The organism is Leptospira kmetyi serovar Malaysia str. Bejo-Iso9 (assembly GCF_000243735.2).
GTDB classification, from domain to species: domain Bacteria; phylum Spirochaetota; class Leptospiria; order Leptospirales; family Leptospiraceae; genus Leptospira; species Leptospira kmetyi.
The window spans coordinates 1,887,658-1,912,993 of sequence record NZ_AHMP02000003.1 but is presented as its reverse complement, the minus strand read 5'-3'; the positions used below and the strand labels follow the sequence as shown (position 1 = coordinate 1,912,993).

At 46.5% G+C, this 25,336-nt stretch carries 24 protein-coding genes and 1 pseudogene; 17 read left to right on the top strand and 8 right to left on the bottom strand.

Annotation, left to right across the window (positions count from 1 at the left end; all coding sequences use genetic code 11):
• Positions 1-114: 114 nt before the first annotated feature.
• Both LEP1GSC052_RS11320 and LEP1GSC052_RS11315 read left to right on the top strand, forming a co-directional pair.
• Positions 115-3,726, top strand: coding sequence for a hypothetical protein (locus LEP1GSC052_RS11320; RefSeq protein ID WP_010574120.1), 3,612 nt, complete (start codon positions 115-117; stop codon positions 3,724-3,726).
• A gap of 29 nt (positions 3,727-3,755) precedes the next feature.
• The gene (locus LEP1GSC052_RS11315) at positions 3,756-6,740 is read left to right on the top strand and encodes an Ig-like domain-containing domain (protein ID WP_167593879.1); all 2,985 of its coding nucleotides are present in this window, start codon (positions 3,756-3,758) and stop codon (positions 6,738-6,740) included.
• Positions 6,741-6,882: 142 nt separating this feature from the next.
• Here LEP1GSC052_RS11315 and LEP1GSC052_RS11310 read toward each other — a convergent pair whose 3' ends face one another.
• The 3 genes from LEP1GSC052_RS11310 to LEP1GSC052_RS11300 form a co-directional block, all read right to left on the bottom strand.
• Positions 6,883-7,323: a DUF1761 domain-containing protein gene (locus LEP1GSC052_RS11310; protein WP_040912972.1), complete on the bottom strand. Its 441-nt coding sequence runs from the start codon at positions 7,321-7,323 to the stop codon at positions 6,883-6,885.
• A 227-nt stretch (positions 7,324-7,550) separates the two neighbouring features.
• Positions 7,551-8,282, bottom strand: coding sequence for a FecR family protein (locus LEP1GSC052_RS11305; protein ID WP_010574123.1), 732 nt, complete (start codon positions 8,280-8,282; stop codon positions 7,551-7,553).
• Between the two features lie 14 nt (positions 8,283-8,296).
• On the bottom strand, positions 8,297-9,769 hold the full coding sequence (locus LEP1GSC052_RS11300; protein ID WP_040912970.1) for a hypothetical protein: 1,473 nt from the start codon (positions 9,767-9,769) through the stop codon (positions 8,297-8,299).
• Between the two features lie 230 nt (positions 9,770-9,999).
• On the opposite strand from LEP1GSC052_RS11300, the gene LEP1GSC052_RS11295 reads away from it, so the two are divergent.
• On the top strand, positions 10,000-11,052 hold the full coding sequence (locus LEP1GSC052_RS11295) for a sensor histidine kinase (RefSeq protein ID WP_010574124.1): 1,053 nt from the start codon (positions 10,000-10,002) through the stop codon (positions 11,050-11,052).
• Positions 11,049-11,783 (top strand): LytR/AlgR family response regulator transcription factor, encoded by a 735-nt coding sequence (locus LEP1GSC052_RS11290; protein WP_010574125.1) that lies wholly within the window; start codon positions 11,049-11,051, stop codon positions 11,781-11,783. Before LEP1GSC052_RS11295 ends, LEP1GSC052_RS11290 begins: the two co-directional genes overlap by 4 nt.
• Before the next feature lie 8 nt (positions 11,784-11,791).
• On the opposite strand, the gene corA is transcribed toward LEP1GSC052_RS11290, so the two are convergent.
• From corA to LEP1GSC052_RS11270, 3 genes are all read right to left on the bottom strand, one after another.
• Positions 11,792-12,811, bottom strand: a complete 1,020-nt coding sequence (corA, locus tag LEP1GSC052_RS11285; RefSeq protein WP_010574126.1) for a magnesium/cobalt transporter CorA — start codon at positions 12,809-12,811, stop codon at positions 11,792-11,794.
• Between the two features lie 306 nt (positions 12,812-13,117).
• On the bottom strand, positions 13,118-13,669 hold the full coding sequence (locus tag LEP1GSC052_RS11275) for a TetR/AcrR family transcriptional regulator (RefSeq protein WP_010574128.1): 552 nt from the start codon (positions 13,667-13,669) through the stop codon (positions 13,118-13,120).
• 2 nt (positions 13,670-13,671) lie between these two features.
• Positions 13,672-14,475 carry an HpcH/HpaI aldolase family protein gene (locus LEP1GSC052_RS11270; RefSeq protein ID WP_010574129.1) on the bottom strand — a complete coding sequence of 268 codons (804 nt, stop codon included), beginning with the start codon at positions 14,473-14,475 and terminating at the stop codon, positions 13,672-13,674.
• Positions 14,476-14,561: 86 nt separating this feature from the next.
• On the opposite strand from LEP1GSC052_RS11270, the gene lepB reads away from it, so the two are divergent.
• Both lepB and LEP1GSC052_RS11260 read left to right on the top strand, forming a co-directional pair.
• Positions 14,562-15,563, top strand: a complete 1,002-nt coding sequence (lepB, locus tag LEP1GSC052_RS11265) for a signal peptidase I (protein WP_010574130.1) — start codon at positions 14,562-14,564, stop codon at positions 15,561-15,563.
• A gap of 54 nt (positions 15,564-15,617) precedes the next feature.
• Positions 15,618-15,917, top strand: a complete 300-nt coding sequence (locus tag LEP1GSC052_RS11260) for an AtpZ/AtpI family protein (protein ID WP_010574131.1) — start codon at positions 15,618-15,620, stop codon at positions 15,915-15,917.
• 159 nt (positions 15,918-16,076) lie between these two features.
• On the opposite strand, the gene LEP1GSC052_RS11255 is transcribed toward LEP1GSC052_RS11260, so the two are convergent.
• Together LEP1GSC052_RS11255 and LEP1GSC052_RS20940 are read right to left on the bottom strand one after the other, a co-directional pair.
• Entirely contained in the window at positions 16,077-16,421 is a 345-nt protein-coding gene (locus LEP1GSC052_RS11255) for a HigA family addiction module antitoxin (protein WP_084492269.1), read from the bottom strand.
• Position 16,422: 1 nt separating this feature from the next.
• Positions 16,423-16,542: pseudogene (locus LEP1GSC052_RS20940) on the bottom strand (type II toxin-antitoxin system RelE/ParE family toxin); the annotation flags it as partial.
• A 315-nt stretch (positions 16,543-16,857) separates the two neighbouring features.
• Between LEP1GSC052_RS20940 and LEP1GSC052_RS11250 the strand changes: the two are divergent.
• The 11 genes from LEP1GSC052_RS11250 to LEP1GSC052_RS11200 all read left to right on the top strand — a co-directional run bounded on the left by LEP1GSC052_RS11250 (position 16,858) and on the right by LEP1GSC052_RS11200 (position 25,335).
• Positions 16,858-17,475, top strand: coding sequence for a TPR end-of-group domain-containing protein (locus LEP1GSC052_RS11250; RefSeq protein WP_240631065.1), 618 nt, complete (start codon positions 16,858-16,860; stop codon positions 17,473-17,475).
• A 333-nt stretch (positions 17,476-17,808) separates the two neighbouring features.
• The gene (locus LEP1GSC052_RS11245) at positions 17,809-18,138 is read left to right on the top strand and encodes a hypothetical protein (RefSeq protein WP_040913493.1); all 330 of its coding nucleotides are present in this window, start codon (positions 17,809-17,811) and stop codon (positions 18,136-18,138) included.
• A gap of 96 nt (positions 18,139-18,234) precedes the next feature.
• Positions 18,235-19,344: a F0F1 ATP synthase subunit A gene (gene atpB / locus LEP1GSC052_RS11240; protein ID WP_040913492.1), complete on the top strand. Its 1,110-nt coding sequence runs from the start codon at positions 18,235-18,237 to the stop codon at positions 19,342-19,344.
• 40 nt (positions 19,345-19,384) lie between these two features.
• A complete protein-coding gene (locus LEP1GSC052_RS11235; protein ID WP_010574136.1) occupies positions 19,385-19,687 on the top strand; it encodes an ATP synthase F0 subunit C in 303 nt (100 codons plus the stop codon).
• Between the two features lie 3 nt (positions 19,688-19,690).
• On the top strand, positions 19,691-20,212 hold the full coding sequence (locus LEP1GSC052_RS11230; RefSeq protein WP_010574137.1) for a F0F1 ATP synthase subunit B: 522 nt from the start codon (positions 19,691-19,693) through the stop codon (positions 20,210-20,212).
• A gap of 4 nt (positions 20,213-20,216) precedes the next feature.
• On the top strand, positions 20,217-20,777 hold the full coding sequence (gene atpH / locus LEP1GSC052_RS11225; protein WP_010574138.1) for an ATP synthase F1 subunit delta: 561 nt from the start codon (positions 20,217-20,219) through the stop codon (positions 20,775-20,777).
• Positions 20,767-22,278, top strand: coding sequence for a F0F1 ATP synthase subunit alpha (gene atpA / locus LEP1GSC052_RS11220; protein WP_010574139.1), 1,512 nt, complete (start codon positions 20,767-20,769; stop codon positions 22,276-22,278). Before atpH ends, atpA begins: the two co-directional genes overlap by 11 nt.
• 14 nt (positions 22,279-22,292) lie before the next feature.
• Positions 22,293-23,153: an ATP synthase F1 subunit gamma gene (gene atpG, locus LEP1GSC052_RS11215; protein WP_020985862.1), complete on the top strand. Its 861-nt coding sequence runs from the start codon at positions 22,293-22,295 to the stop codon at positions 23,151-23,153.
• A gap of 25 nt (positions 23,154-23,178) precedes the next feature.
• A complete protein-coding gene (gene atpD, locus LEP1GSC052_RS11210; RefSeq protein WP_010574141.1) occupies positions 23,179-24,582 on the top strand; it encodes a F0F1 ATP synthase subunit beta in 1,404 nt (467 codons plus the stop codon).
• A gap of 4 nt (positions 24,583-24,586) precedes the next feature.
• Complete coding sequence (gene atpC / locus LEP1GSC052_RS11205; protein WP_010574142.1) at positions 24,587-24,970, top strand: ATP synthase F1 subunit epsilon; 384 nt, start codon at positions 24,587-24,589, stop codon at positions 24,968-24,970.
• 83 nt (positions 24,971-25,053) lie between these two features.
• Complete coding sequence (locus LEP1GSC052_RS11200) at positions 25,054-25,335, top strand: SLBB domain-containing protein (protein WP_040913491.1); 282 nt, start codon at positions 25,054-25,056, stop codon at positions 25,333-25,335.
• Position 25,336: the final 1 nt, after the last annotated feature.

The following is a 25,336-nucleotide window of genomic DNA, read 5'->3' as shown; positions in this document are numbered from 1 at the left end:
AAAAAATATTTGCATATATTTATAAAATAATTAGAATCTAGTATATATATAAAACCCCGTAACGATCGCTACAGGGTATTGCCTCCAGGGAAACCGACGAAGAGGATTTTAGGGATGAATTTGAAAAAGAATAAGATTCGAAAGCCCACATTTGCCTTAGCCATTTCTGAAAAAGGAACTCTATTTTATAGATTTCTAATAATCTTTCAGGTGGTTTTCCTGCTTTTTCTAGGGTGTAAACCTCAATCCACGAAATACGATTCTAAGATTTTCTTTGATAATATCAATTCGTACGACGGAATTTCTCTTTTCACCGTTTTAAACGGATTTCCCGTTCTCAAAAGTTTTTTTGTGAGTTTGGACCCGGTTGATTTCAACAAGGCCTTGGGTGATAACCTCGCAAAGGCGACTCGGGAAGATAATCTCGGAACCTTGAGAGCGAGTCAATCCGCGCTTCTTGTAAGCAGAACCAGCATTCAAAACCTGGGTTTGGATTCCGCTTCTCTCATCGAGAAAATGGAAACCACAAATCCTTCTGCTTACGATCAGGTTCAGCCGCTTTTCGAAAAGATCCGTCATTATCCGAAACCCGTTGTGCGAAACATCGTTCCGATTTCCGCAGACGCGCTTCGTCAGGAATATCTTTCCAAGAACAAGGATCAGGTCACTCAATCGATCATGAACTTTTCTTCGGATCTGAAAAGCCAAAGCACGCACGATCTTTTGGTCGAAATCGAAGACGTCGCGTATAAGGGTTTGATCGCGAACGCGAACGCAAGAGCGGGCGTGGAAAGTCTTCTCAACGGCTTTTTCGATCCTGCGTTAGTCGCCGATCGTTCCTTAAAAGACGGTTTTATCTCCATCATCTACGATCTCGGCGAGATGATGTTCAAACGCGCCGGTTTCAGCGATTTCAAAACTCCGAACACCGCGATGAAGGAACTCGTTTTCAATTTGGATAAATACTTCACTGCGGGCGGCGCTCAGTTTAACGCGGACTACAGCGATCCTCTTCATCCCGCCGAACTGAAATCCTTTATGATGGAATCCTTTCAGATCGTTCGCAGTCTTTTGGACACAGGAACGTTAACCGCAACTCCGGTCAATTTATTGCAAAAGACGGCGGAGAATTTAAGTCTTCTGAGTTTTGCGGTTTCTCCTTCGAACGTGGACGGTTCTTTGAAAGAATTGATCCGCATCGACGTGGACGGTAAGGACCGCGCTTACGACGGAACCAGTCGCTCCATGTCCGCTTTGGAAACCCTTTTTGTGGTTCTTACGATCGCGAACAACTACGGTTTTACCTGGGATACTTCCAATACTACGAACGATTGGATCAACGGAACCACCGGCGGGGAATTGACCGTAGGTGACGCGATCCATTCTCTCAAGTCGGTGATGGGTTCTTCGGATTCATTCAATTTTAAGAATATTACGAATTTAAGCTACAATAGCGATAAAGTTTTTAGATATAATCCAGTAACTGGCTTAATGGATGTACATAAATTTAATTTGAATAGTAGGGTCCTTTCTCTACTGGAGGACAATGCTCGTGGTGCAACGGCGCCGATTGCCAATCCTGCGGCCGGGAACTTTGATCGTGTTTATAACAAAACTCTTCCCTGGGCTTTGAACTGGATCAAACGGGTGACCTACGGAGGTTACGGTCCTTACTACAATAAGAATCGGAGAGACGGTTCCGGGAATTATCTTTCTCCGGACGGAACGATCACGAGAAACAACGATCTTTCCGAGACTCTTTACAAACCGACTTGGCAAACTCGTCGATATGAAATTCGTTTAGATATTCCAGATTCAGTAGCGAATGACACACCTACAAAACGATGTTTTGACCCAACGGCACCTCCCGCAGCAGGACCAAATTTACCCAATGATTCTTATTGTTTCATTGGTTTAAGAGGAATAAAATCTGCAAATTCTATAAGTACCGCCGGTAACCTAACAAACGCATATTATACAATTACCGAAATTCCAAAGACGGATGCGCAACGCGCCGTGGACAGCGACGAGGAAGCCTTTTACAAAAATCTTCAGTGGTTGATGTATGAAAAACGTTTCGTCGCGGTTCTCCCCGTAAGAGCGAAACTTGCGGCGACCGTGGCTTTTGAAGAGGCCCTTTTTATTACTGCGATCGGAAACGGTCTCGTGGGAATGCTCAGCTTGAAGCCGAACTGTCTTCCGAGCGCTTGTGCAACCGACAACGGACGTTGGACCATCGACAACGCGAACTACGTAAAGGCGTATAACGCTGCGGGCGCCGATCTTACCTATCTTTCCAATACTCCGGGAGATTCCGTGATGTTGCTCGAAGGTTGGGGATTCGGCGCGGACGGTCAACAGGCATTTCAAGTTACGTTCGTTTATCCGGCTCTTTGGTCCTTGATCGTTCCGAATCCCGATTTGATCTACGGAATGCTTCCGCCCGTAATTTCGCTCAACGTTCCCGTCTTGGAACGATTGGGTTTTACCACGGCGACTCGTGTGATTCCCGATTTAGTAAACGCGAACTGGGAGCAAAGAAATACTTTGACTCCTCTCGTTGTCGCATTAGCAAAAGCGATGGACGATCAGGTTTCCGGTCAACAAACCGCAGGTTTCAAAAATCCTTATACGCTCCTCACCGGTCTTGCGGAAATTCTTTCCAGGCCCTTGGTGTTTTACGGTCCGGATACGACCGCAACCAATCCTACGAATCCGACTCCGCCAAGTTTTACTCAGGTTCGTACGGTCGGTATGGCGGACGGTTTTAGAAATCCGATCGCTTCGACGATGGAATACTTTCCGATGACGAGTTCCGGTCCGCAAGAATATCGAACTTTAATCAGCGTTCTTTCCGAAAACACGAGACGTTTTCAGGATGGGGCCTTGAATCTGATCGGTAAAACTCAGCTTCTTACGGGGCTCGTTAAATTCTTAGGTCAACTCGGTCTTCCGGCTAACGTAAACGTTAAAACGAAAGTCTTTAACGGACTGAAGTTGGTGATGGGAGAGATCAAACTCAACGCCGAAACTCCGACCGCGGTTCAGTTCAACATCGAGACTAAGTTCACGGAGTGGAGAGACAAGGTCGCGAACTATCCGACCGTAAACGGAACGAACATCTTCGATCCTCTTTGGAGCGGAGTGGACGACGTCGTGAATCTTTTCAAAGATTATCTTTCCAGAAGTTCGGGCTGGTCGATCGTCGCGAGTTTGGATTTTCTTCTCAATCTTTTGTTGGACATTTCACCGAGCAGTACCGATATCACACAACTTTTGAATCTCGGTTCTTCCCTGTTTTACAATCCGGACAACACAAGATCTTATACGATCACGAATATTCTCACCAAGAGCGTTCCGCCCGTGTTGGAAGCGATGGCTCCGTACGGAAGATCGCTTTACGGAACCGGCTATTACATCTCGACGCCGGGCGGTTTTTTCAGTTATCTCGAAGCGAGAATGTTTATGAATCCGGACTTTGCGGTGAAAGATCTTTTCGCGGATCTGAAGAATTTTTTAAGATCGGACATCATTCAAAACACACAGGATACGAATCGTTCCTTTCTTTTTTCCACGGGAACTCTGATTCGTCAGATGGCGGACATCTATCAGGCGGGAAGAAAATTCTCCCCTGTGGGTTTTTATATGTATGACAATTGGAACAACGATCAACCCACGTCGACGTTGTGGGACGATATGAATTTTATGTTTTCGGTGCAACAATGATACACAAAGAGAAGAGCGGGGTAATGAAGATGAACGAAAAGAAAGCTTTAAGATTCGCGGGTATGTTTGCGATTTCGATTTTCTTAGGAATAAGTTGTTCCGCGGATAAAAACGCGGGGTCTCCTCTCAACAGCGTTCTTTCCCTTTTCGGAGTGGCGACCGATATCACGGTTTCGACTAACGTGGTCGCGCCTTATACCGAAACGGACACTCCTACGAGTCTTCCCGCGAATTTCGGAGCGGTGGCCCCCGAGGCCGTTCTTTTTATTTCCTCGTATTCGGACGTGGATCGTTACAAAAGTATCGAGATCCGTTTTTCTCATCCGATGAACAAGGCGACGGTTCAAGCCGATTTGGTTTTGAGTCCGAGCACCGGAGTTCTCGCGGGTCCGGGTAAGGGCGGAGAATTCTACTGGGCTTCCAGTTCCCGTTTGGTATTCGATCCGTATCGCGAATTCAAAACCAACGAACAATATACGTTCAGTCTTACCAACGCTTCCAAAACCATCGACGGTCAAAGTCTTACGAGTTACAGCCAAACGTTCAAAACGGAACCGGATTATCTGATGACCAATAAGATAAACACGACTAACGTGCTCGGTGGAACGAACGACGTCACGTTCAACAAGGCGACGACTCCGACCCTGACTCTGACTTCCACGTTCACCAATCCGGTTGCGGGCGCGAATTCGATCCAATCCATCAAACTCAAACATATGGGCGATACGAACACGGCCGGAATTACGATCTGCAGCAGTTCCGGCGTCGCTTGCGATATGACCGCGACGATCAATACGAATCTGAGTGCATCCGCTCTTCCCCCTTTCGTAGGCGGGAACGTTTATTATTACGAAATCACCGTAAACTCGGGCAAGGTCTTTAAACGTTTTGCCACATTCAATTATGGTAATGTGAATACTACGCCGAATAACATGATCGCGAAAGGCGGTTCGATCATTTTGGATCAAGCTCAGGCGATGCCGTTTCTTTCCAAGGTTTTGGAAAGATTCACCGCGGGAAATTTTAAGGTAACCAATCAGACGTTCAATCAGTTCGCGGGTCTTCCGATAACGACGGCTCGAAGAAGCGGTTATTGCATCGACTACAACGGAATCGGAAGTTTTTCGATGCCCAACTATATCCGTAACTACGGGGACGCGGCGACCGGATACGGAGACGGATATTGCGGACCGGCCGGAGACGAGCCCGGAGGTTTTACGCAGGAAGGTTGTGCGACTTTGATCTTTACGAGTTGTACGGATTTCGACATCGACGTTTATATCACGGGAATTAACGTTTATACGAACGTTTCCGGTTATCCCGCGTTGCAGAACATCGGAGTATCGATGGTCGCAAACAATACGGGAGAATTGGGTTTTAACTTCAAAGGCAAAACTCTCGCGGTCGACATGGTGATGATCGCAAGAAGCCGGGGTTCCTTGTTTCTCGTGATCGGCGCGGGGAACCGTTTCGTATTCTCCACAACCGCTTATTTGAATTACAACGACGCTCCGCCTGCGGACCGTTCTACGATCGGTAAGGCGAGTTTGACCGTGGATACGAACGGAGACGCTTCGCTTAACATTTTTACTCCGATCACGGATCTTTCCAACTTCAACACGACCGATTGGTCGAACAATCTTACCGTAAAGGATCGGGACGGAAGAGTCAATCAGGTGAAACTCGAGGCGACCACGAGCGGACTCGCGGGTTGGCTTGCGGGAACCACCGAAGGAGCCGCGAACGGAATGGTTCCCTCTTTGACTCCTCTGATCACACGTTCGATGTTGCGTAACTTCATCGAAGACGTGGCTCCTTCCGTTTTGAATTCGATCATCGGATCTTTGAAAAATCCCGGAGTGAACATCGCTCTTCCTTCTTATCTTCCCGCTCCGCTTGCGAACTTTCCTTTGAACGTTAAGATTCAATTGGGAAGCGATTCGGAAGTGAGAGTCACCGGAGTCAATAAGGGAATCGTAGGTTCCATCGATTTGGGAATCACCGCGGCGAGCCCGATCGGTTCTCCTCGTACGCATCAGTTGACGACCGGCTTCGTGGTTTCCAAACCTACGGGACCGATGAGTAATATCTATCAGTTCTCCAAAAGCGCGGCGAACCCGGGGCTTTTACTTTCTTTAACGGTCGATTCGATCACACAAGCCACGTATCATCTTTGGAAGAACCGCGCCTTGGATCTAAACATCGACAAAGGATTTATCGATACGATCAAGTTGTATGCGGGAACCGATCCTCTCTTTCAGTTGACCGAGTCCTTGATTAAGGTTTCACCGATCATCAACATTCTCGCTCCGGGAAGATCGCAGTTGATCGGAATCAATCCTACGACCGGAACCTTGGTTCCCGCGATCAGCGGAACCGACGATATCATCATCAAGGTCGATCCGATTCAAGCTCCGAACGGAACGTTGAAGCCGGTGACCGGAACCGCGAAACCGAAATTGGAAGTGAACTTCACGGACATTCAACTCTCGATCTTGGGAAAAAGAGCGGATAACTCGACGTATCTCATCAGCACTGCGAGAGCAAGTTTGAAGGGGATCGCGGACTTTGATTTCGTAACCTTCTCCAATCCTACGAACAATCCTGCATACGCAAATTTGAATGCGCTTAAGATCGTGATCTCGAACGGACCGACCCTTTCTTATACGCTGGATATTTTAGAAGGATCGGCGGGCGCCGGTGCACCCAATCCGTTCGGTCTGGATCCGAAGGGAATTCTCGCGGTGGTCGATCCGTTGGTTCCGTCCTTGATCGTTCCCTTGGTCAACAACGTTTTGAAGGAGATTCCGCTTCCTGCGAGCATCAGTCTTCCGGCGCTTACCAATCCTTCCAACGGAAACGCTTGCGGGATCATTACGAAAACCACACATTCCTTTCTTTACACTCTTCCGATCGCCGATACGGAACCGTATCCGTACGTATTCGGAGGACTTCGTCTGACTGCGGGAGGACCTGCGGCTTCCGATCCGGGGGTTCTGATCACTTGCCCTTAATCGATTCCGGAAAAGAATCAGTAGATTAGAATATTCTAATCTACTCAAATAAAAAAGACCGCTTGTAAGGGCGGTCTTTTTTTGTCCTAACTGGTTTGGGGAGAATTTTAGGACTTAAGAATTTTTCTTTTGTCGAACGAGATCATCTCCAATAGGAAAGAATCATCGCAACGGCCTGCAAGGCGACGAAGTTGTATCCCGCACCGATGGAGAAAAATTTCCAGGATCGACCTTCAAAGGCCACGTTATTGATGAGCATCGGAACGTAAAATCCGAGCCAAGTATAAAATCCGGAAAAGAATCCGTAGAGATACGCTGGATTGTCTTCTCCTGCGTGCCAGGAAGAGGCTCTCCAAACGTTCGTCGTATAGAACAAAACGTAAGACATTAAAAACGAACCGATCACCATCAGTCCCATCGACTTATACATTTCCTTTTTATCGGGTTGGAAGTCCGCTGGAATGTTCATTTCCTTCATCCATACTTTGCCGAAGATCGGTCCGTACCATAAAAAACCGATGATAAAGTGAACGACCACCGCGGCGAGCACCGCAAGGTAATTGATATGTAATTCGGGCATCATAAATAACTCCTATCTCTTTTTTGGAAGAATTATATCTAACGGAGGAAAGGGTGGTGTCAAGTGATTCTCGCATCGCATCGAACTTCGGCGAGGGCGGGAAAGAATCGATCGATCTTTCGCGAACCATCGAATTTCTTCGCAAGAACGAATTCGAATTTGTAACAAAAAAACAAAAAAGCCCGGCGTGAACCGGGCTCAGAGAATGTTGGTTTCTGGTTTAGAAGAAACTATTGTTTGCCGTACGTCTCGTCTTTTTGAATGTCTTCGGGAGGAGTCCATCCTTCCGGAGTGTGACAAGAGAGACAGTTTTTCAAAGAGAGATTCTGTTTCAATCTCGCTTCGAAACCGGGAAGAGTTTTCATCTTCTTAATGATTCCGTCATATTCCACTTTTTTCATCTCGGATTGTTTCGGAGAAACGACGGTTCCTTTTCCTTTTTCCTGAATGACTTCCTTTCCTTCGGAATCCGAAACGGCAACCTTACCTTCGCAGGTGCAAAAGGAAGAATCCTTGGTTTTCGGATCGTATAAAACGGAGAACGCGGTTCCACGCACGCCCGCCGTGGACGTTGCGGTCGATACGTCGAATTTTTTTCCTTTCAGTCCGACGATCTTAAACCAAGCGAACCCGGAGTTGACTTCGACTTTTCCGTCCTTGTTTTCTCCGTAAAGACTTGTAAGTTTCACCTTACTGTTCTGTTGGATTTTAAACTCCGAACCCTTATAAAGAACCGTGACTCTGGATCCGTTTCCCGTGGAGATCAAATCCCCTTCGTCCACAAAGTCGTTCGATTTGAGAGGTTCCCAGGAAGTTTTTCCCGCTTTTTGAACATTCGCTTTTCCTAATAGAAAGCCGATCTTTGCGTCTCCCGTTTTCGATTCCTGGCTGAGGAGTACGATCGAACTTCCCGTGATCGTAAGGGAAATCAGAATGGAAGCGATCTTTACCTTGTGGTTCATAACAATCTCCTAATTTAAAACTCTATCGTGGTTCTTAAGATAATCTGCTTATCCACGGAGGAATAGGAAACGATTCCCGGTCCTCCGATACTATACTGGTTTAAATAATCCTTTTCGGTTTTTTCGACGCCGTTTTGATCGACGTAAACGTTCTGCGCGATTCCGTTCGAGTTGTAGTTCGTATTCTCCACATAACCGAGCGCCATCTTAAACTGGGGAATCACGATCCATTCCATAAAAAGACTGACTCTTCGAAAGGAACTCTTGCTCGAATAACCGTTGTTAGACGTTTCGGGAACCGACGTCGAAAGCGCGGTCGGCAACGTTTGAGTCGAAACGGGAACCCCCGTTCCGGGAATCCATTCCCTTTGTTGCGTTTCGGTCGCACCGACGATTCCGTTGGATCCGGTTCCGCGTTCGATTCTTCCCAGGATGCTGAAGTTTCCGATTCCGACCGAAAGCCAAGCATAACCGCCTTTTCCAAAACGATCCTTGCCGTAGACCAACGGTGCGGAGAAGGGTTGGAATCGATCCCGGATTTCGCCTCCGTATTGTCTTTTTGCGAAGGCTCCGATTCCCAAGTTGAATTTCACCGCGCCGTTCCAGATCAGATCGAATTCGGAACCGGCCGTATCGGATTGAAGGGAACGACTTCCTTTAAAAAGACTCGTGTTCGGATTGAGGTCGTTCGGAAGACAATTCGTTCTTCCTTCGAAACACTCGTTTTTACGGGCGCCGAACGCATTCTCCCTTCTGTAAAAAAAATGAAAACCAGCCTTACCTTTTTCGCCTAACTCCGGTTCAACGGAAAAGCGTGAAGATATATCCATTCCCGCCGAATTGGTGTTTTGCGATTCTCTATAACCTTCTCCGTTGCTCACCATCACCTGAGAACTTACGATCGACCATTTGCCGAGCGCGCTCAGTCCGATGTCCGCGGGTTGGGGGGAGAAGCCGAGTGATTCGAGAGGACCACGGTCGATGTATCTCCATCTCCAAAAGTTGCTCCACTGCGTATAAGTATGGGGGAGTTCCTGCATTCCGAAATTCAGGGTGTATTCTCCGGCGGAAGTCTCCCAGGTTTTTTTAATGCTCGCTCTGCGTATGCTGAGAATATAAGGATTTTGTTTTGTTCCGCCGTCGACTCGCGTATCCGATGTTAGCTGGACGTTGCGGATCAATTCTCCCCAGAGTTCGGTTTGAATTCCGGTATCTTCGAACTTTTTGGAAATCATCAGAAGAGTCCAAGGAGTCGAAAACCCGACCCGGTCGTTCGGATTGAGATACGGATTGGCTCCGTTGTTTACGGTTCCGCTCGAGTCGTTGTTCAACTTCGCGCCGTAGGACGGAGAAATAACTCCCCTTATGTCCAAACCGTAATAGGCGTCCGGTTCGTCTTTTTTCGATGTGACTACCTGTTCAGAGTACATATTCCGGGCCAAAAATAAGGATAAAAACAGAATTAGGCAAATTCGATGCGAGTTCATGATTCCCCTGATCAGTTATTAACAGGGAAAAACTTATTTCCGTCAATTGATTCTGTTTTTTTTTCATCCTACCTCTTTCTTCTTATTAAAACAAACACTGGCAATTCTTTTACCGAAAGGTTATCCTTGGAGGAAATGAACGTCAGATTTAGGGGAACCAAAGGATGAAATCCGGAATGACGGGAAATAAATTATGCGCTCAAATGCACATCTAAGCAGGTAAATGAGAAATGAACTCCGGTAAGCGTATTCGTTGGTTTAAACTATTTTTTTGGTTCTCCATCAACACCGTAATCGGAACCATGAACGCCCTATTAATCGCCCACAACTCCGATTCTCCGTTTTGGAAAGTCTTCTTTGCGACACAGATTACGACGCATTCCGTTTGCGGAATCGTGGAGATGACCGTGGAATCCCTGAACTCCTCGAGACAAAAACACGGATTTATAAAATCGGGTGTCATTTTAATTTTAGCATCTTGTTTCGCCGCGATCGTGGGCGTGGCCGCGGGAGGAATTCTTCATGCGATCGCTCTCACGGAGGAATCGCCCGGAAGACATCACAGCGGTTCTTACAATATTCTTCTGAGTTCCCTGATCCTCGCGTTATTCATCTCGGTTTTGGAAAAATCGATGCAGATTCTGATCGAAAAAAAGAAAGAATCCGAAAGCGCGCTCAAGGAACTTCATTACGCGGCTCTTCAATCGAGAATGGACCCTCATTATCTATTCAATACCTTGAATACGATTCACGCGTTACTCGAAATCGATCCGGCGCGCGCCGATCGAGCGATTCTTCTTTTGTCCGATTCGTATCGGTTTTTGACGGAAAGACATTCCGAACGTCTCGTTTCCTTTAAGGAAGAATGGGAGTTTACGAAGAATTATCTCGAACTTCAGAAGATTCGTTTCGCCGATTTTATGGAGCTAAGAATGGAAAGTAAGGGGGATTTTTCGGGGATTTCGATTCCTCCTCTTTCGATCCAACCCTTGGTCGAGAATAGTTTTAAACATTCGATCAATTCCGAAAACGTTCAAAGAAGAATCTACGTAAGCGCGGAGATCAAAAACGGGAAGATCCGGATTTCCATAGAAGATAACGGAACGATTTCCACTTCGAGAAGGCAATATGCTGGACCGGGAGGAGGGTTCGGGATGCAGGCGATCCGAAGTACGCTCAGAAATATTCAGGCAAGACTCGATTATAATTTTCGGGACGCCATTTTAAAATTAGAGGAAAGGGAGTCCGGGGGAACCATGGTTCTTTTGGAATATTCTGTATGAAGGATTTATTATATTCAGTTTTGATTGTGGAGGACGAAGCTCCCGCCCGGGAACTTCTGCGTAAGTATCTGGAAGAATGGCCCTCGTTTAAGATAGAATCCGTCGCAGGAAACGGACGTCAGGCTCTGGAAATCCTGGACAAAAAAAGTTTCGATCTCGTTTTTTTGGACGTAAATCTTCCGGAAAAATCGGGGATTCAAGTTTTGGACGAAAGGGGAAAACCCGCGCCCGCGCTCGTGTTTACGACCGCGTATCGGGATCACGCGTTACGCGCCTTTGAGGCCGGTGCGCTGGATTATCTTTTGAAACCATATTCTCGCGAAAGATTTCGGGAAACGATGTCAAGGGTGGAGGAATTCTTATCCGTCCGTAAAAAGGGCAACAAGGCGGAGACCTTTTTGTTTTTCCGCGAATCGGGGATCCTGCACAGGATGAGTCTTTCCAAACTTCTTTATCTGACCGCAAACGGTAAAAAATGCGTTTTACACAGCTTGGAAAAGGACCATGAAACCCCGAAATTGTTAGGCGACTTGGAAGCCGAACTTCCGAGCGATCGTTTCGTGAGAATTCACAAAAAGTATATTCTTAATTTGGAATATATTTCCGGGATGAAATCGAACGCGGGCGGCGGCTACGAGGTTTTTTTAAACGACGAGGACGAAACCGTTCTTCCGGTCGGAAGGGAATACGTCTCGAACTTAAAGGAAAGATTTCGGGAGAACGTTTCCTAAAGAACGATTTATCCTTTGAACCAGTGTTTTTTACGAAACCAGTAGATCATTCCCGGCGGAATGAGGGACGCGAGTCCGAGCGTAAGAATTAAAAACGGCTGGCTGTCATACGGGATCGCCGTGAAGTTCATTCCGAAAAAACCCGTGAGAAAGGTCAGCGGCATAAAGATCAAACTGATCAAAGTAAGTCGCTTAACAATATCGTTCGTTCTTTGGGAGATCACTGAAAAATACGCGTCCATCGTGTTCCCGAGAAGATCCCGGTCCATGTCGATCGTTTCATACAATCTGCTCAAGTGATCGTAAACGTCCCGGAAATAGATCTGGATCTTCGGACTTAGGAAATTACTGTCTCGCCGGATCAGACTGTTTACGATTTCCCTTTGCGGAGAAAGAACCCTGCGAATTCGAGTCAGATTTCGTTTTAAAAAAAGAATTCCTGCGATCGTTTGTTGGCTGTCCTGATTGACGAGGATCTGGGTCTCGATCCGAACGATCTCTTCGCTCATCTTATCCAAGATCGGAAAATTGGAATCCACGGTTTGATCGAAAAGCATATAAAGAATCTGATCGGTTCCTCTGGAAAGGGGGTTTCCTTGTGTCATACAACGTGCCCGAAGTTGTTCAATCAAAGGTTCTTCCTTTTGATGAACCGTTACCACGAACTTTTCGTTGTAAAAGATGTGAATCTCGTTGCTTCTTAGGATTTTTTTATCCGCGTCGTATTGAAAACGGTGGAGAACGATGAAGATGTAAGTTCCGTATTCATCGAGCTTCGGTCTTTGATTTTTATTGATGCAGTCTTCGATTGCGAGCGGATGAAAGTTGCATTCTCTTGCGAGAAAATCCAAGTCTTCGCCTTCGGTGGAATCGAGGTCGATCCAAACAAGACCTTTCGAACAAAGCCAATCCAACTCGGGAAGACCCGCCGGTTTGTCGCCCGCTTCCAAAAGGACTTCGCACGGGCTTGCGACCGATTTTTCCTGACTTCCTTCGGGGAAGAATTCCGTAAATAAGATCCGCTTCAAAGGAAATGTCTCCGACGGTTGAGGGTATTCGTCTCGGCACGGTTGGCAAGGAAATAAATTTGAGGAGAATCTTGTCGGAGGTACGACAACTCGGCAAAGAATTGAACTTGCGGAAAGAGCGATTCCGTGACGGGGAGTTTGGTCGGAGGTTTTCCCACCACCTTGCAACTCGGCGACTCGCTTCCTACGGGTCGCTCGGATTTCCCAACTTCGCTGGGAGCCAACGAGAAACTCAATCTCGCTCCCGATGGGTCGCGAGATAAGGCTCGGCTATCAATTGGCTAATTCGATTCTAACGGAATCGAATTATGTATTCTTCAGAGTGTGAACGAGGTAATTCCGAAAGTCGTCGAGGGAGAATTCTTTTTTGTTCGTAAGATAATTGATCATATAACCGATCGTGGTCGACGCGAGATTTTTGATCTCGAATTCCGTGTAGTTCGGTTTAATGGAGCGGATCGTCTTTTTCGAAGTTTCAAAAAAGATCATATTCACAAGATGAATGTTCCGGCGTTTCAAACGATGGATCTTCGGTTGAAGCATCAGATTCCAATAAAGACGAAGATAATCCTCGTTTTCCTTTACTAAAGTGATGATACTTTCCGAAACGTTCACGATCAGATCCTCTCGGCTCGGATTTGCGACAACCTCGTCCGTCACGTAACGTTTTAGAATTTTATCATGTGATTCGATGATTCCTTCCAAGATCGCTTCCTTGGAATCGAAATAACGATACGCGAGCCCGAGAGACATGCTCGCTTTGGAGGCGACCTGTCTCATCGTGGTTCCGTGATAACCCTGTTCGGAAAAAAGTTTGAGGGAGGTTTTGAGAATGAGATCCCGGGTATCTTTCGCCATTCTTATCGAATCGAGTAGAGAACCTTTCTCGCTCCGATTCTTTCCCGGTTGGTTTCCATTCTATTCTTATAAGAGAAAGCCTTTTCGGGTTTTAAAACGGAGAATAGATCGTAGAGTTCGATCTCGAAAAACAACATCGCTTCAGCTACTTCTTCCGCGCTCTTTTTCAACGAATCTTGAACGTTTACGACGACGTGTCTCGAGTTGACCAAATCGGGACCGATGACTTCTGCGATTTTTCTGAAATTGGATTTCGTAATCGTGCCGCCGACGGAGGTTCTTTTGCCTCTTTCTCTGGAGAGATAGACGATATTCTTCGTTACTCTCATCACTTCTTCGTCGTCCGGAATCAAACCCATGGAAGCCGAAAGATCGGAACGAGCCGCCGTAACCTGATCCAAATCCTCGAAAGGACGGGAGTCGGCGATTTCCATAAGATTCTTATAACCCGTGATCGTTTCCAAGTTGATCGACTTGGAGACCTTTCCGTAGTTCACGGGAGTGAGCATACTTTTTAATGTCTGAATAAAATTCTTAAGAGCGTAAGAGGATTCGATCATAGGGGCGCAGATCCCTTCGATCTCCTCTTTGACGAGCATACGGATATCCGTCCTCGCCTCCGGTCCTCCGATTTTAACCGTGACCGGGATCAGATCCTTAGCCACCAAATGGAGAATTCGGATTTCATCCGCGTCCATATCCTCCGTTTCGGTCCCGCCTTTCAGTCCGCAGATCGGATACTGATCGGTAAGAGAAACGAGGGTCCTTCTGAGTTCGATGAGTTTGCGGTCTATCTGCTCTTTCACAGTAGAAGTATCGACGGTTTTTGAAAAACCGATAGAATTTTTAACGCAGGATTGACAACTGAAGTGAGATTCTTTTTGCTTTCCCTATGAACCTGGAACCCGAGGTAAAAACAAAAGATTCGTCCCCAGGGGAAGAATCTCCGCTTAGCTCTACTTTTTCCTTTATTCTCATCGTGATCCTGGTATTTGCCTTCAAATCCTCGGTTTTAGACGCGAATAACATTCCCTCGGGATCGATGATTCCCACCTTAAAAATCGGGGATTTTCTATTCGTAAATAAGATGAGATATTCGATTCGAATGCCGTTTACCGAATCCGAACTTTTCCGAATCGACGATCCGAAACGCGGAGACATCGTAACGTTTGCGCCTCCATTGCGCGCTCTGAGCCTCGGAGACAGCAGGGACGGATTCTTTGCAAAACGATACGTAAAACGTGTGATCGGACTTCCGGGCGACACGATCCGAATCACTTCGAAATTTCTTTCCACGAAAAAAGGAAACGTAAACTATTCGGTCATCGAATACAAGGAAAAGGGTTCCGATACGTTTCAAGGATACGATCCGGTCGAAGTGGAAGAAGGGGATTTGCTCGGTGACTTGGACAATCTTTACGCGCCGACGAGATCCTTGTTTTTGGAAAAGAAACCGGGATTCGAACACTACGTTCTCGAAGGATACGAAGAAGACCGCAAACGACTCGACGGTTACGAATGCAATTTTTCGATCGGGTGCGAAATTCCCGAAAATCAATACATGGTCGTCGGGGACAACCGCGACGATTCTCACGATTCCCGCGCTTGGGGATTCGTTAAACGCGAAGACATTCTCGGGAAAGCGCTCGTGATTTATTTTTCCATCAACTGGAAGGACAACGTCTGCGAATATAAAAACGGAAAAGAACTTTCCGAAAAAGGTCCCGAGTTCGCCGAACGATACCAAGGCGAAGAGTTGGTAAAGAATTGTCATCCGTCCGAAATCGGCTTGGTGCGCGAAGAAAGCAGGGCGGGTTGGATCGAACGCACTCTTCGTTATAGAATCTGGAGAATGGAAGTGCGTTGGAATCGGATCGGTTCGATTCTCCGCTGATTCTGGGAACGTCGACCAAAAACGTCTTAACCTGATACGAGGAATTAAAAACGTATGTCCGAAAAGAATTCAGAATCTTCCGATCCGGATCAAGATAAGAATAAGGAAGTTCGGAACGTTCCGGACGCATCCGGATTTCAAAAAGATTCTAAACCGAAAGAAAAGGAAGTTTCTCCTTGGGAATACGCGGGGCTCGGAATGGAGTTCGCGGTTATCGTGGTCGGTGCCGTTTATCTCGGAAATTATCTGGATACGAAATTTCATTCTTCCCCGTTCGGTTTGTTGGGCGCTTGTCTGCTCGGATTTTCGTACGGAATTTATTATATCATCTACAGAACTACTTTGAAGAAATAAGAATCAACTCGACTTTGAATCGCGGATTGTGCAAATGAAACGATAAATCGATAGGCGATATTGTAGCGTTGTTCTTTATAAGAATTTCTTTTTCGAAGCGAGTTTTATATTAGAAAATCATTATGTTTTGCCGCCTTACTTTGTTTGGAATAAAATCGATCACGCTTTAATCAGTTCTTTGTAATGTCGAATTCCTTCCAATTCCGGTCCTATTTTGCGACGTTCCTCCCGGATTTCGAATTCGTCTTGGATTCCCATCCAGAATTCCACCGAGTTTCCGAAAAACTTCGAAAACCGCAACGCCGTATCCGCGGTAATTCCTCTTTTGCCGCGAATGATTTCGCTGATTCGTGTAGGATTCAGTTTTGTTTCTTTTGCAAGTCTATACGCGGTGATTTTCATCGGAAGCAGAAACTCTTCGTTTAATATTTCAGCTGGATGGACGTTCGGGATCTTTTTCCTGTTTCGTTCTCCTAATGATAATCTACGATTTCCACGTCTTATGCTATGCGTTTCCTTCTTTCCATCCAAAACAAATTCGCCATTGATCGTTGATTCGGATGCCGAGTTGTCCGAATCGATTTCCTGTGAGTTTTTCCAAACGGTTGGAAGGCGGTATTTTAAGATAGCGGGAGATTCGAAATTGATCTTCGGGTAATCTTGTCGCATGAATTCGCTTTTTATTCTACGGTCCATCAAGTTGAACATTTGTTCGCTTTTGAAAAGCCACAAAAAGGCTCGGTTTCAAAAAAAAATCTTACGAAACAAAAAACCGGGAAACTTTTCCAAATCCTTTGGTTACTCTTTCAATCGATCAACGACTATGAGCTTAAACCGTATTTATCCTTTATTCCTTGTTTGTTCTGCCGGGTTTTTCCTGAACTGCGCAGTTTTGTTTCCGATGAAAGCGTCCGAACGTTGGACGAAATCGGTGCAAGCCATGGAACGAAGCGAAGGACAAGAACGGATCGCCGCGGAAAGAGAATGGATCGAAAACTTGGAAACGTTTCGCAATGAAGATTCTCCCGAACTCAAGGAATCTCTAAGAAATTTTATTCTCGCGGAAACCGCTTCCAAATTTAATTCTTATATTCAACAGAAACAATGGTCGTCCGCCGCTTTGATCGCGAAACTTTATTCGGAAACAATTCCGTTTCTTGGGATCGGCGATAGCGCCATTCAGGGAACCAAAACCGGAAATCTTTATTCTTCCCGAGAATACTTTACGGCGGATCTCATCGCTTATACGAGCGCTAGTAAGGACTTTCAATTTCTTCCTTTGATTCAAAAAATGATTCCGAATCCCATCGGGGACGCGAGGCTCGCTTTCAATCTTGCTTGTTTACACGCGCTTCAAGGGAACAAACAAGAGATGCTTCAATATATGAAGATGGCGTTCTTTTTGGGAAAACAAACCGTGGATTTCGAAAAGGACGAGGATTTCAATTCGTTTCGTTCCGATCCGGATTTTATCCGGATGATTTGGGACGGCCCGGCTTTGGATTCGAGTTTGATTCCACCTTCTTCTAAGCCTTCGGTTTCTCCTCGCCAACGTTAAGGGGAGAATGGAGATCCCGACCGTTTTCGGTAAAGTGTAGGATCTCATACAAACCGACGGACTCACTACGAAGTGTAGGATCTCATACAAACCGACGGACTCACTACTAAATGTAGGATCTCATACAAACCGACGGACTCACTACTAAATGTAGGATCTCATACAAACCGACGGACTCACTACTAAGTGTAGGATCTCATACAAATCGACGGACTTACTACACAATGTAGGATCTCCCACCGAATTTTAAAGAATTTATCAAATTTGAATATGCTTTCGTCGCGATCCATTCTTCCTGGAACCAGAAAGAGAAAGGACACAAAGAAGAATCTCATGAGTTTAAAAAAGTATCTTATAGGATTAGCGATTCAAGTTTTGATTCTGACGATCACTTACGAGCTCAGTTACCCGGATCGGAAATTTCTTTCGGGAAGTATTCTTGCATTGTCCTTACTTGTTCCGTTTTGCCTACTCAAAATACTTGTGATTCTCAAATATCCCGAAAAAGGTGTGGGAATTCAAATGGGCATTTTGACGGCCTCGTTCTTTTGTAACGGAATAGCCCTTTGGATTACAGTTTCACAGAACGATAGTTCTGATCTTATAATTGGTTTTTTGATTGCTCATTTCAGCCACTTTCTAATAGTTGTATTCGCGAGCTGAATTTCCGGAATCGCTCATACATATAAAAGATGCCGGAAGACCGCCAATTCTGTGCAAGTGGTTCGTAAATTCGCGTTTCCGCTTTTGACTCGAAAAATGGTTCTAAACAAGACTTCTTTTATGACAAAAAAGTTTATCTTCTTTGCGCTCTTAATCGTATTATTTCAACTTCCAATATTTGCATCGGAGGAATCTTCTCACGAAGCTGCCTTTGATCTAAATGAAGTGATTGTTCATCACTTGATGGACAACGCGGAATTTCCGCTCAACTTCGGAGGTGTGCAGGTTTTCGAAGGGGAGAATGGTTTCGATCCTTCCTCTTCTTCGATCTTCACCGATCACGAAACCGGAAAACGTTTTCACTATGTCGGCGGTTTCGACATGCACATCACGAAACGAGTCACGATGATGTGGATCGTCGCGTTTCTTCTTTTTATCATCTTTATTCCTGCGGCGAAAATCATCGCAAGAAATCCTTTGAAGGTTCAGTCCCGTTTCGCGAACACCGTGGAAGTTTTCGTAAACTTCTTACGCAAGGACATCGTGGATGAAAGTATGCACGGACACGGTCACGGCTATTACCACTACATCTTCACTTTATTCTTCTTTATTCTTTTTTGTAACCTGATGGGATTGGTTCCTTCCGTCGGAGAATTGCTCGTTGTCGGTAAAGACTTCGGTATTCTTGCGGGAACCAAACTGGGAATTTTCACCCCCGTTCCGGAAACCTTGGTGCATCACGCGGCTCATTCTTCCCATGAAGCTCCGTTTCTGGCGAAGATTTGGAGCGGTATCACGGTAACCGGAGATATTTCCGTTACGATGACTCTCGCGCTTCTTACGATGTTCTTGATCTACTCCGCGGGTTTTATCTATCAAGGACCGAAGTTTATCTGGCATTCCGTTCCGAACGGAGTTCCACTTCCTTTGTATCTGATTATGTGGCCTTTGGAGTTCATCGTTTCTCCGATGGCGAAAACGTTCGCACTCACCGTGCGTCTTTTGGCGAACATGACCGCGGGACACGTTATCATTCTCGCTTTGATGGGATTTATCTTTCAGTTTCAATCTTGGGGAATCGTTCCCGTTTCGGTGATCGGCTCCGGATTGATCTACGTCTTGGAAATCTTCGTGGCTTTCCTTCAGGCGTATATTTTCGTTCTGCTTACTTCCCTTTTCGTGGGATTGAGCATGCATAGGCATTGATTGTAGAATATTGCAATAAACACAGGAGGCAATGAGCAATATGGAATTTGGATTAGGATATATTGGTGTAGGAATCGCAGCAGGAGTCGCAATTCTCGGCGCGGCTCTCGGAATCGGAAGAATCGGTGGATCCGCTACGGAAGGGATCTCAAGACAACCGGAAGCAGGTGGAAAGATCCAAACTGCTATGATTATCGCCGCAGCTCTTATCGAAGGTGCCGCTCTGTTCGCTCTCGTGATCGCTTTCCAAGCTGCGGGAACTCTGAACGAAGGTCTGAAAGCTACTGTTGCTAACCAAACAAAAGCTTCTGCACCTGCTGCAACCGAAGAAAAAGGAAAGTAAAACTTGGTACTCTTAGCTGCTAAGGGATTAAGCCTCCTAGATGTAAACCCGGGTCTGGTAGTCTGGACTCTGGTTACCTTTCTAGTTGTAGTCTTAGTTCTGAAAAAGTTTGCCTGGGATGTAATTCTGAATGCTCTCGACGAAAGAGCTGAAACCGTTCAGAACGATATCAAAAAGGCCTCAGAACTCCGTTCGGAAGCGGAAGCTCTTCTGAAGGATTACGAAGCTAGGTTGAACTCTGCGAAAGATGAGGCGAACGCGATCGTCGCTGAAGCCAAATCCGATGCTCTGAAACTGAAGAACAAACTCTTGGAAGAAACCAACCAAGAAGTGAAAGCTCAGAAAGATCAGGCAGTGAAAGAGATCGAACTCGCTAAAGGAAAGGCTCTGGAACAACTCCAAGCGCAGATGGTCGATATGACGATCTCCGTCGCGAGTAAGGTTCTGGAAAAACAACTTAAAAGCGAAGACTACAAAGCTTTCGTTGAAAACGAACTAGAAAAACTCAAAAAACTGAGCGCATAAAATCATGAACGACTCCGGTGTCTCGAAAATATACGCGTCTGCGCTTTTAGGAGCAAGTTCCGCTCCGGAAGAAGTGGAACAAGAACTCGCGGATTTAGTTCAGCTTCTCTTTCAAGAGGAAAAGATCAGGAATTTCTTTCTTTCTCCCACGGTAACCGTGGAAGAGAAAGAAGCGATTCTTGTAAAAAATCTCCGGGGGAAGGTTTCAGAGATCACTTTGAATTTTCTCGGAGTGCTTTTAAACAAGGGAAGATTTATCAGTTTTCCCGAAATTCAAAAGCAGTTTACGGAAGAGCTGGATAAGAAGAAAGGAAGAGTTCGCGCGCAAGTAAGAAGTTATCCTTCTTTAGAACCTTCTCAAATCACCAAACTCGGATCCATACTTTCGGAAAAGTTCAAATCGGAATTCATCCTGGAAGTCTCGGAAGATAAGTCTCTTCTGGGCGGATTTGTCGTACAATTCAATGACTTAAAAATCGAAAAGTCAATCGCTTCCCAGCTCAAGGAAATCAAGAAAGCCATGCTGGAAAAGAAATTACCGGTTGGAGCCATCTATGAAAATTAAAACAGACGAGATTACGTCCGTTCTCAAACAGGAAATTTTAAATTATAAGAAAGACCTCAGCGTAGAAGAAGTCGGAACGGTCCTCGAGATCGGAGACGGTATCGCTCGGGTTTACGGACTCAAAAACGTGATGTCCGGCGAGATGGTCGAATTCCAAAACGGAATCTTCGGTCAGGCGTTCAACCTCGAAGACAACTCCGTGGGTGTGGTCGTTTACGGAAATTACCTCGAAATCCAAGAAGGATTCAGCGTAAAAAGAACGAACCGGATTCTCGAAGTTCCGGTTGGTCCGGAACTTCTCGGCCGCGTAGTAAACCCGTTAGGTGAACCACTCGACGGAAAAGGTCCGATCAACGCGAAACTTACAAGACCCGTTGAATCTCCCGCTCCCGGTATCGCGATGAGACAACCCGTCGGCGAGCCGATGCAAACCGGAATCAAAGCGATCGACGCGATGATCCCAGTCGGACGCGGACAAAGAGAGCTCATCATCGGCGACCGTGGAACCGGAAAAACTTCCATCGCACTCGATACGATCATCAACCAAAAAGGAACCGGAGTGATCTGCGTTTACGTTGCGATCGGTCAGAAAGCTTCTACCGTAGCTTCTACGGTTGAGATGCTTAGAAACAAAGGCGCACTCGAATATACGATCGTGGTTTCCGCAACCGCTGCCGAACCCGCTCCGCTTCAATACATCGCTCCTTATTCGGGATGTAGTATGGCGGAATACTTTATGTATAACGAAAAGAAAGCTACTCTCGTAGTTTACGATGACCTTTCTAAACAAGCGGTTGCCTATCGTCAGATGTCCCTTCTGCTTCGTCGTCCTCCGGGTCGTGAAGCTTATCCTGGAGACGTATTCTATCTTCACTCCAGACTTCTCGAAAGAGCGGCGAAACTCGACGACAAATACGGCGCTGGTTCTTTGACCGCGCTTCCGATCATCGAGACGCAAGAAGGCGAGGTTTCAGCATACATTCCTACGAACGTGATTTCGATTACCGACGGACAGATTTATCTTCAATCCAACTTGTTCGCATCCGGTAACCGTCCCGCGGTAGACGTGGGGATTTCGGTTTCACGGGTCGGATCTGCGGCGCAGATCAAAGCGATGAAACAAGTCGCCGGTAAGATGAAACTCGAACTCGCTCAGTTCCGCGACTTGGAAGCGTTCGCTCAGCTCGGAACCGAACTCGACCCTGCAACCCAAGCACAGTTGGATCGCGGTAACAGAATCGTTCAGATGTTGAAACAGCCCGTATCTTCTCCGTTTCCGGTGGAAGAACAAGTTGTGGAAATCTTCGCGGTAACCCGCGGTTTTATGGATAAGATTCCTGTCGCGAAGGTTCAAGAATACGGAAAGTATCTCCTAACAACGATTAAAGAGAAATACTCCGAAGTATTGGATGCAATCCGCAAAGAAAAGAAAATCTCCGACGAAGAAAAACTCGGGGAAGTTTTGAGCGCGATCGCTGAAGAATATTTAAGAAAGCACTGAGATAGAGGTTCGCTTTGGCAACTCCAAGGGAAATAAAAAAAAGAATCACCTCGGTCAAGAACACGAGAAAGATCACCCGGACGATGGAAATGGTTTCAACGGCCAAGTCCAAAAAGATCAGCGACCGGGTAAACGCGTCTCATCCTTTTTCCAACAAGATTAAGGAACTCGTGTCTTCTCTTGCGTCTCTGGGAGGAGTGGTGCATAGCCCCTTCCTCAGAAGACCGGACAAGATCAAAACCGTCGCGCTTCTCGTCATCACCGCAAATCGCGGTCTTTGCGGAGGATACAACTCCAACGTAAACCGACTCGCAAAAGCGAAGGTGGCGGAATGGAAAAAGGCGGGCGTGAACGTTCGACTTTTTATCGTAGGAAAGAAGGGGATCTCCTTCTTTAAATTCGCCGGTGAAAAAGCGGAAAAAACCTACACACATCTCGACGACAAGTCCGGATATAAGGAAGCCGAAGAATTCGCGAATCTCTTCTTGGAACTTTTCGCCAAGGAAGAAGTGGACGCGGTCGAGATCGTATCGACCGTCTATTATTCTTCCGCGTCTCAAAAGCCGGAAGTAACGAGAGTTCTTCCGTTCGAAGTTGCAAAAGAAGGAAGCGTAAGCGACATGATCGCGTATGAACCGAGCCCGGAAACGGTGCTTGAGTCTCTGCTTCCTCTTGTCGTAAAGACCGCATTCTTAAAGGCGATTCTCGAAGCGAATTGTTCGGAACAAATCGCAAGAAGAATCGCGATGAAGTCCGCGACCGACGCGGCTTCGGAAATGATCAAACTGCTCACTCGCGGATACAACCGCGTAAGACAGGCAAAAATCACTCAGGAAATTTCCGAGATTGTTGCCGGAGCGGATTCACTGAACTAATCTACATGGTATTGGAGCGACTTGGATGAATAAAGGTAAAATCAAACAGATCATCGGATCCGTATTGGACATCGAGTTCGAAAACGGAGAACTTCCCGAAATTTATAACGCGTTGGAAATCGAAGGAATCGTTTCCGGAAAAAAAGAAACCATCATCGCGGAAGTGCAAACACATATCGGCGGTAAGGCGGTTCGTGCGATCGCTCTTTCCTCCACGGACGGACTCATCCGCGGTCAAGAAGTGACCAACACCGGAAAGCCGATCAGCGTTCCCGTCGGAGACGCGACTTTGGGAAGAATCTTCAACGTTCTCGGTAAAACGATCGACGAGGGTCCCGCAATCACCGTAAAAGAAACCCGCCCGATTCACAGACCTGCTCCCGCGTTCGACGAACTGACTTCCAAAACCGAAGTCTTCGAAACCGGAATCAAGGTCATCGATCTTCTCGCTCCTTACATCAAAGGTGGAAAGACCGGACTTTTCGGTGGAGCAGGGGTTGGTAAGACGGTTCTCATTCAGGAACTCATCAACAACATCGCAAAACAACACGGTGGATTCTCCGTATTTGCCGGAGTGGGCGAAAGAACCCGCGAAGGAAACGACCTCTGGAGAGAGATGAAAGAATCCGGAGTGATCGACAAGACCGTTCTTTGCTACGGTCAGATGAACGAGCCTCCGGGCGCTCGTCTTCGCGTTGCGTTATCCGCTCTTACAATGGCGGAACACTTCCGCGATTCGATCGGAACCGACGTTCTTCTGTTCGTGGACAACATCTTCCGATTCTCCCAAGCGGGTTCCGAAGTTTCCGCTCTTTTGGGAAGAATGCCGTCCGCGGTGGGATATCAGCCGACTCTTTCCACCGAAATGGGTGCGCTCCAAGAAAGAATTACATCCACTAAAAAAGGATCGATCACTTCCGTTCAGGCGATTTACGTTCCTGCCGACGACTTGACCGACCCGGCTCCAGCGAACGCGTTCGCGCACTTGGATGCGACTACGGTTCTTTCCCGTGCGATTTCCGATAAAGGGATTTATCCTGCGGTTGACCCGCTCGATTCCACTTCCCGCGTGATGAACGCGCAGGTTCTCGGAGAAGAGCATTACACCGTAGCGCGTGAAGTTCAGAGAATTCTTCAGAGATACAAAGACTTACAAGATATCATCGCGATTCTCGGTATGGACGAACTTTCCGAAGACGACAAGGTTCTCGTTGCGAGAGCGAGAAAGATCGAGAAGTTCCTTTCTCAGCCTTTCCACGTTGCGGAAGTGTTCACGGGAGCTCCCGGAAAATACGTGAAACTCGCGGACACGGTTCGCTCTTTCAAAGAAGTGATTTCCGGAAACTACGATCACCTTCCCGAGCAGGCGTTCTACATGGTCGGATCCATCGACGACGCGATCGAGAAAGCGAAAGGATACAAAGGATAAGTGCATGTCCGCACATAAACTGAACGTATCCGTAATCTCTCCCGAAAAGATCCTCTATAAGGGAGAGGTGGACTCACTCGTAGTTCCCGGCAACGAAGGATTCTTCGGAATCCTTCCCAACCACGCGCCGCTCGTCGCGGTTCTCGGAATCGGCGTTCTGGAAATCCGTAAGGGCGACAAGATCAAGGCGCTTTCCGTGGAAGGCGGCTTTATCGAAGTGAAGGAAAACTCGATCAGCATTCTCACGGATCACGGCGCTTTGAAAGAAGACATCGATCTGGAAACAGAGAAAAAGGCATTGGCGGAAGCCGAAAAATTACCTCCGTCCGCATCTAAAAATCTTCTCCTCCAAAAAACAAAAACCCGAATTTTAGTCGCATCGCGCTAACTTTTAGGGGTCCCTCTAACCGAAAATAGTAGCAGAGATTCCCTTTTCTCCGAATACAATGGAGATCAGGGAATAAGATGCTTATGAAAATAACCGTCCGAATGATCGGCTTATTGGTTTTATTTCTAAGTGTCGGATTTCTTTTGAGAAGAAACCGGGACTGGGTTCGAAGCATATTCGAACCCGAAAGTATTTCCGCGGCGATCCGTGGAAATATAAACAAACCCGGGGTTTATAAACTCAAAGCGGGGGATACTCTCGCGGATTTGATTTTCGCCGCGGGCGGCGTTAAAAAAAACACTTCGATTGAACTGGACCTGAACCGGGAAATCCTGGATGGACAGGTCATTGAATTGAAAGAATAAT

What these genes read in the sequence shown, in the direction of transcription:
- LEP1GSC052_RS11250 (WP_240631065.1), top strand. Translation starts at nt 16,858, where the DNA reads ATGGAACGAAGCGAAGGACAAGAACGGATCGCCGCGGAAAGAGAATGG.
- LEP1GSC052_RS11200 (WP_040913491.1), top strand. Translation starts at nt 25,054, where the DNA reads ATGAAAATAACCGTCCGAATGATCGGCTTATTGGTTTTATTTCTAAGT.
- LEP1GSC052_RS11300 (WP_040912970.1), bottom strand. Translation starts at nt 9,769, where the DNA reads ATGAACTCGCATCGAATTTGCCTAATTCTGTTTTTATCCTTATTTTTG.
- LEP1GSC052_RS11310 (WP_040912972.1), bottom strand. Translation starts at nt 7,323, where the DNA reads ATGATGCCCGAATTACATATCAATTACCTTGCGGTGCTCGCCGCGGTG.
- atpB (WP_040913492.1), top strand. Translation starts at nt 18,235, where the DNA reads ATGGTTCTAAACAAGACTTCTTTTATGACAAAAAAGTTTATCTTCTTT.
- LEP1GSC052_RS11235 (WP_010574136.1), top strand. Translation starts at nt 19,385, where the DNA reads ATGGAATTTGGATTAGGATATATTGGTGTAGGAATCGCAGCAGGAGTC.
- LEP1GSC052_RS11295 (WP_010574124.1), top strand. Translation starts at nt 10,000, where the DNA reads ATGAACTCCGGTAAGCGTATTCGTTGGTTTAAACTATTTTTTTGGTTC.
- LEP1GSC052_RS11320 (WP_010574120.1), top strand. Translation starts at nt 115, where the DNA reads ATGAATTTGAAAAAGAATAAGATTCGAAAGCCCACATTTGCCTTAGCC.
- LEP1GSC052_RS11275 (WP_010574128.1), bottom strand. Translation starts at nt 13,669, where the DNA reads ATGGCGAAAGATACCCGGGATCTCATTCTCAAAACCTCCCTCAAACTT.
- LEP1GSC052_RS11290 (WP_010574125.1), top strand. Translation starts at nt 11,049, where the DNA reads ATGAAGGATTTATTATATTCAGTTTTGATTGTGGAGGACGAAGCTCCC.
- LEP1GSC052_RS11315 (WP_167593879.1), top strand. Translation starts at nt 3,756, where the DNA reads ATGAACGAAAAGAAAGCTTTAAGATTCGCGGGTATGTTTGCGATTTCG.
- lepB (WP_010574130.1), top strand. Translation starts at nt 14,562, where the DNA reads ATGAACCTGGAACCCGAGGTAAAAACAAAAGATTCGTCCCCAGGGGAA.
- LEP1GSC052_RS11245 (WP_040913493.1), top strand. Translation starts at nt 17,809, where the DNA reads ATGAGTTTAAAAAAGTATCTTATAGGATTAGCGATTCAAGTTTTGATT.
- atpD (WP_010574141.1), top strand. Translation starts at nt 23,179, where the DNA reads ATGAATAAAGGTAAAATCAAACAGATCATCGGATCCGTATTGGACATC.
- atpC (WP_010574142.1), top strand. Translation starts at nt 24,587, where the DNA reads ATGTCCGCACATAAACTGAACGTATCCGTAATCTCTCCCGAAAAGATC.
- LEP1GSC052_RS11305 (WP_010574123.1), bottom strand. Translation starts at nt 8,282, where the DNA reads ATGAACCACAAGGTAAAGATCGCTTCCATTCTGATTTCCCTTACGATC.
- atpA (WP_010574139.1), top strand. Translation starts at nt 20,767, where the DNA reads ATGAAAATTAAAACAGACGAGATTACGTCCGTTCTCAAACAGGAAATT.
- atpH (WP_010574138.1), top strand. Translation starts at nt 20,217, where the DNA reads ATGAACGACTCCGGTGTCTCGAAAATATACGCGTCTGCGCTTTTAGGA.
- LEP1GSC052_RS11260 (WP_010574131.1), top strand. Translation starts at nt 15,618, where the DNA reads ATGTCCGAAAAGAATTCAGAATCTTCCGATCCGGATCAAGATAAGAAT.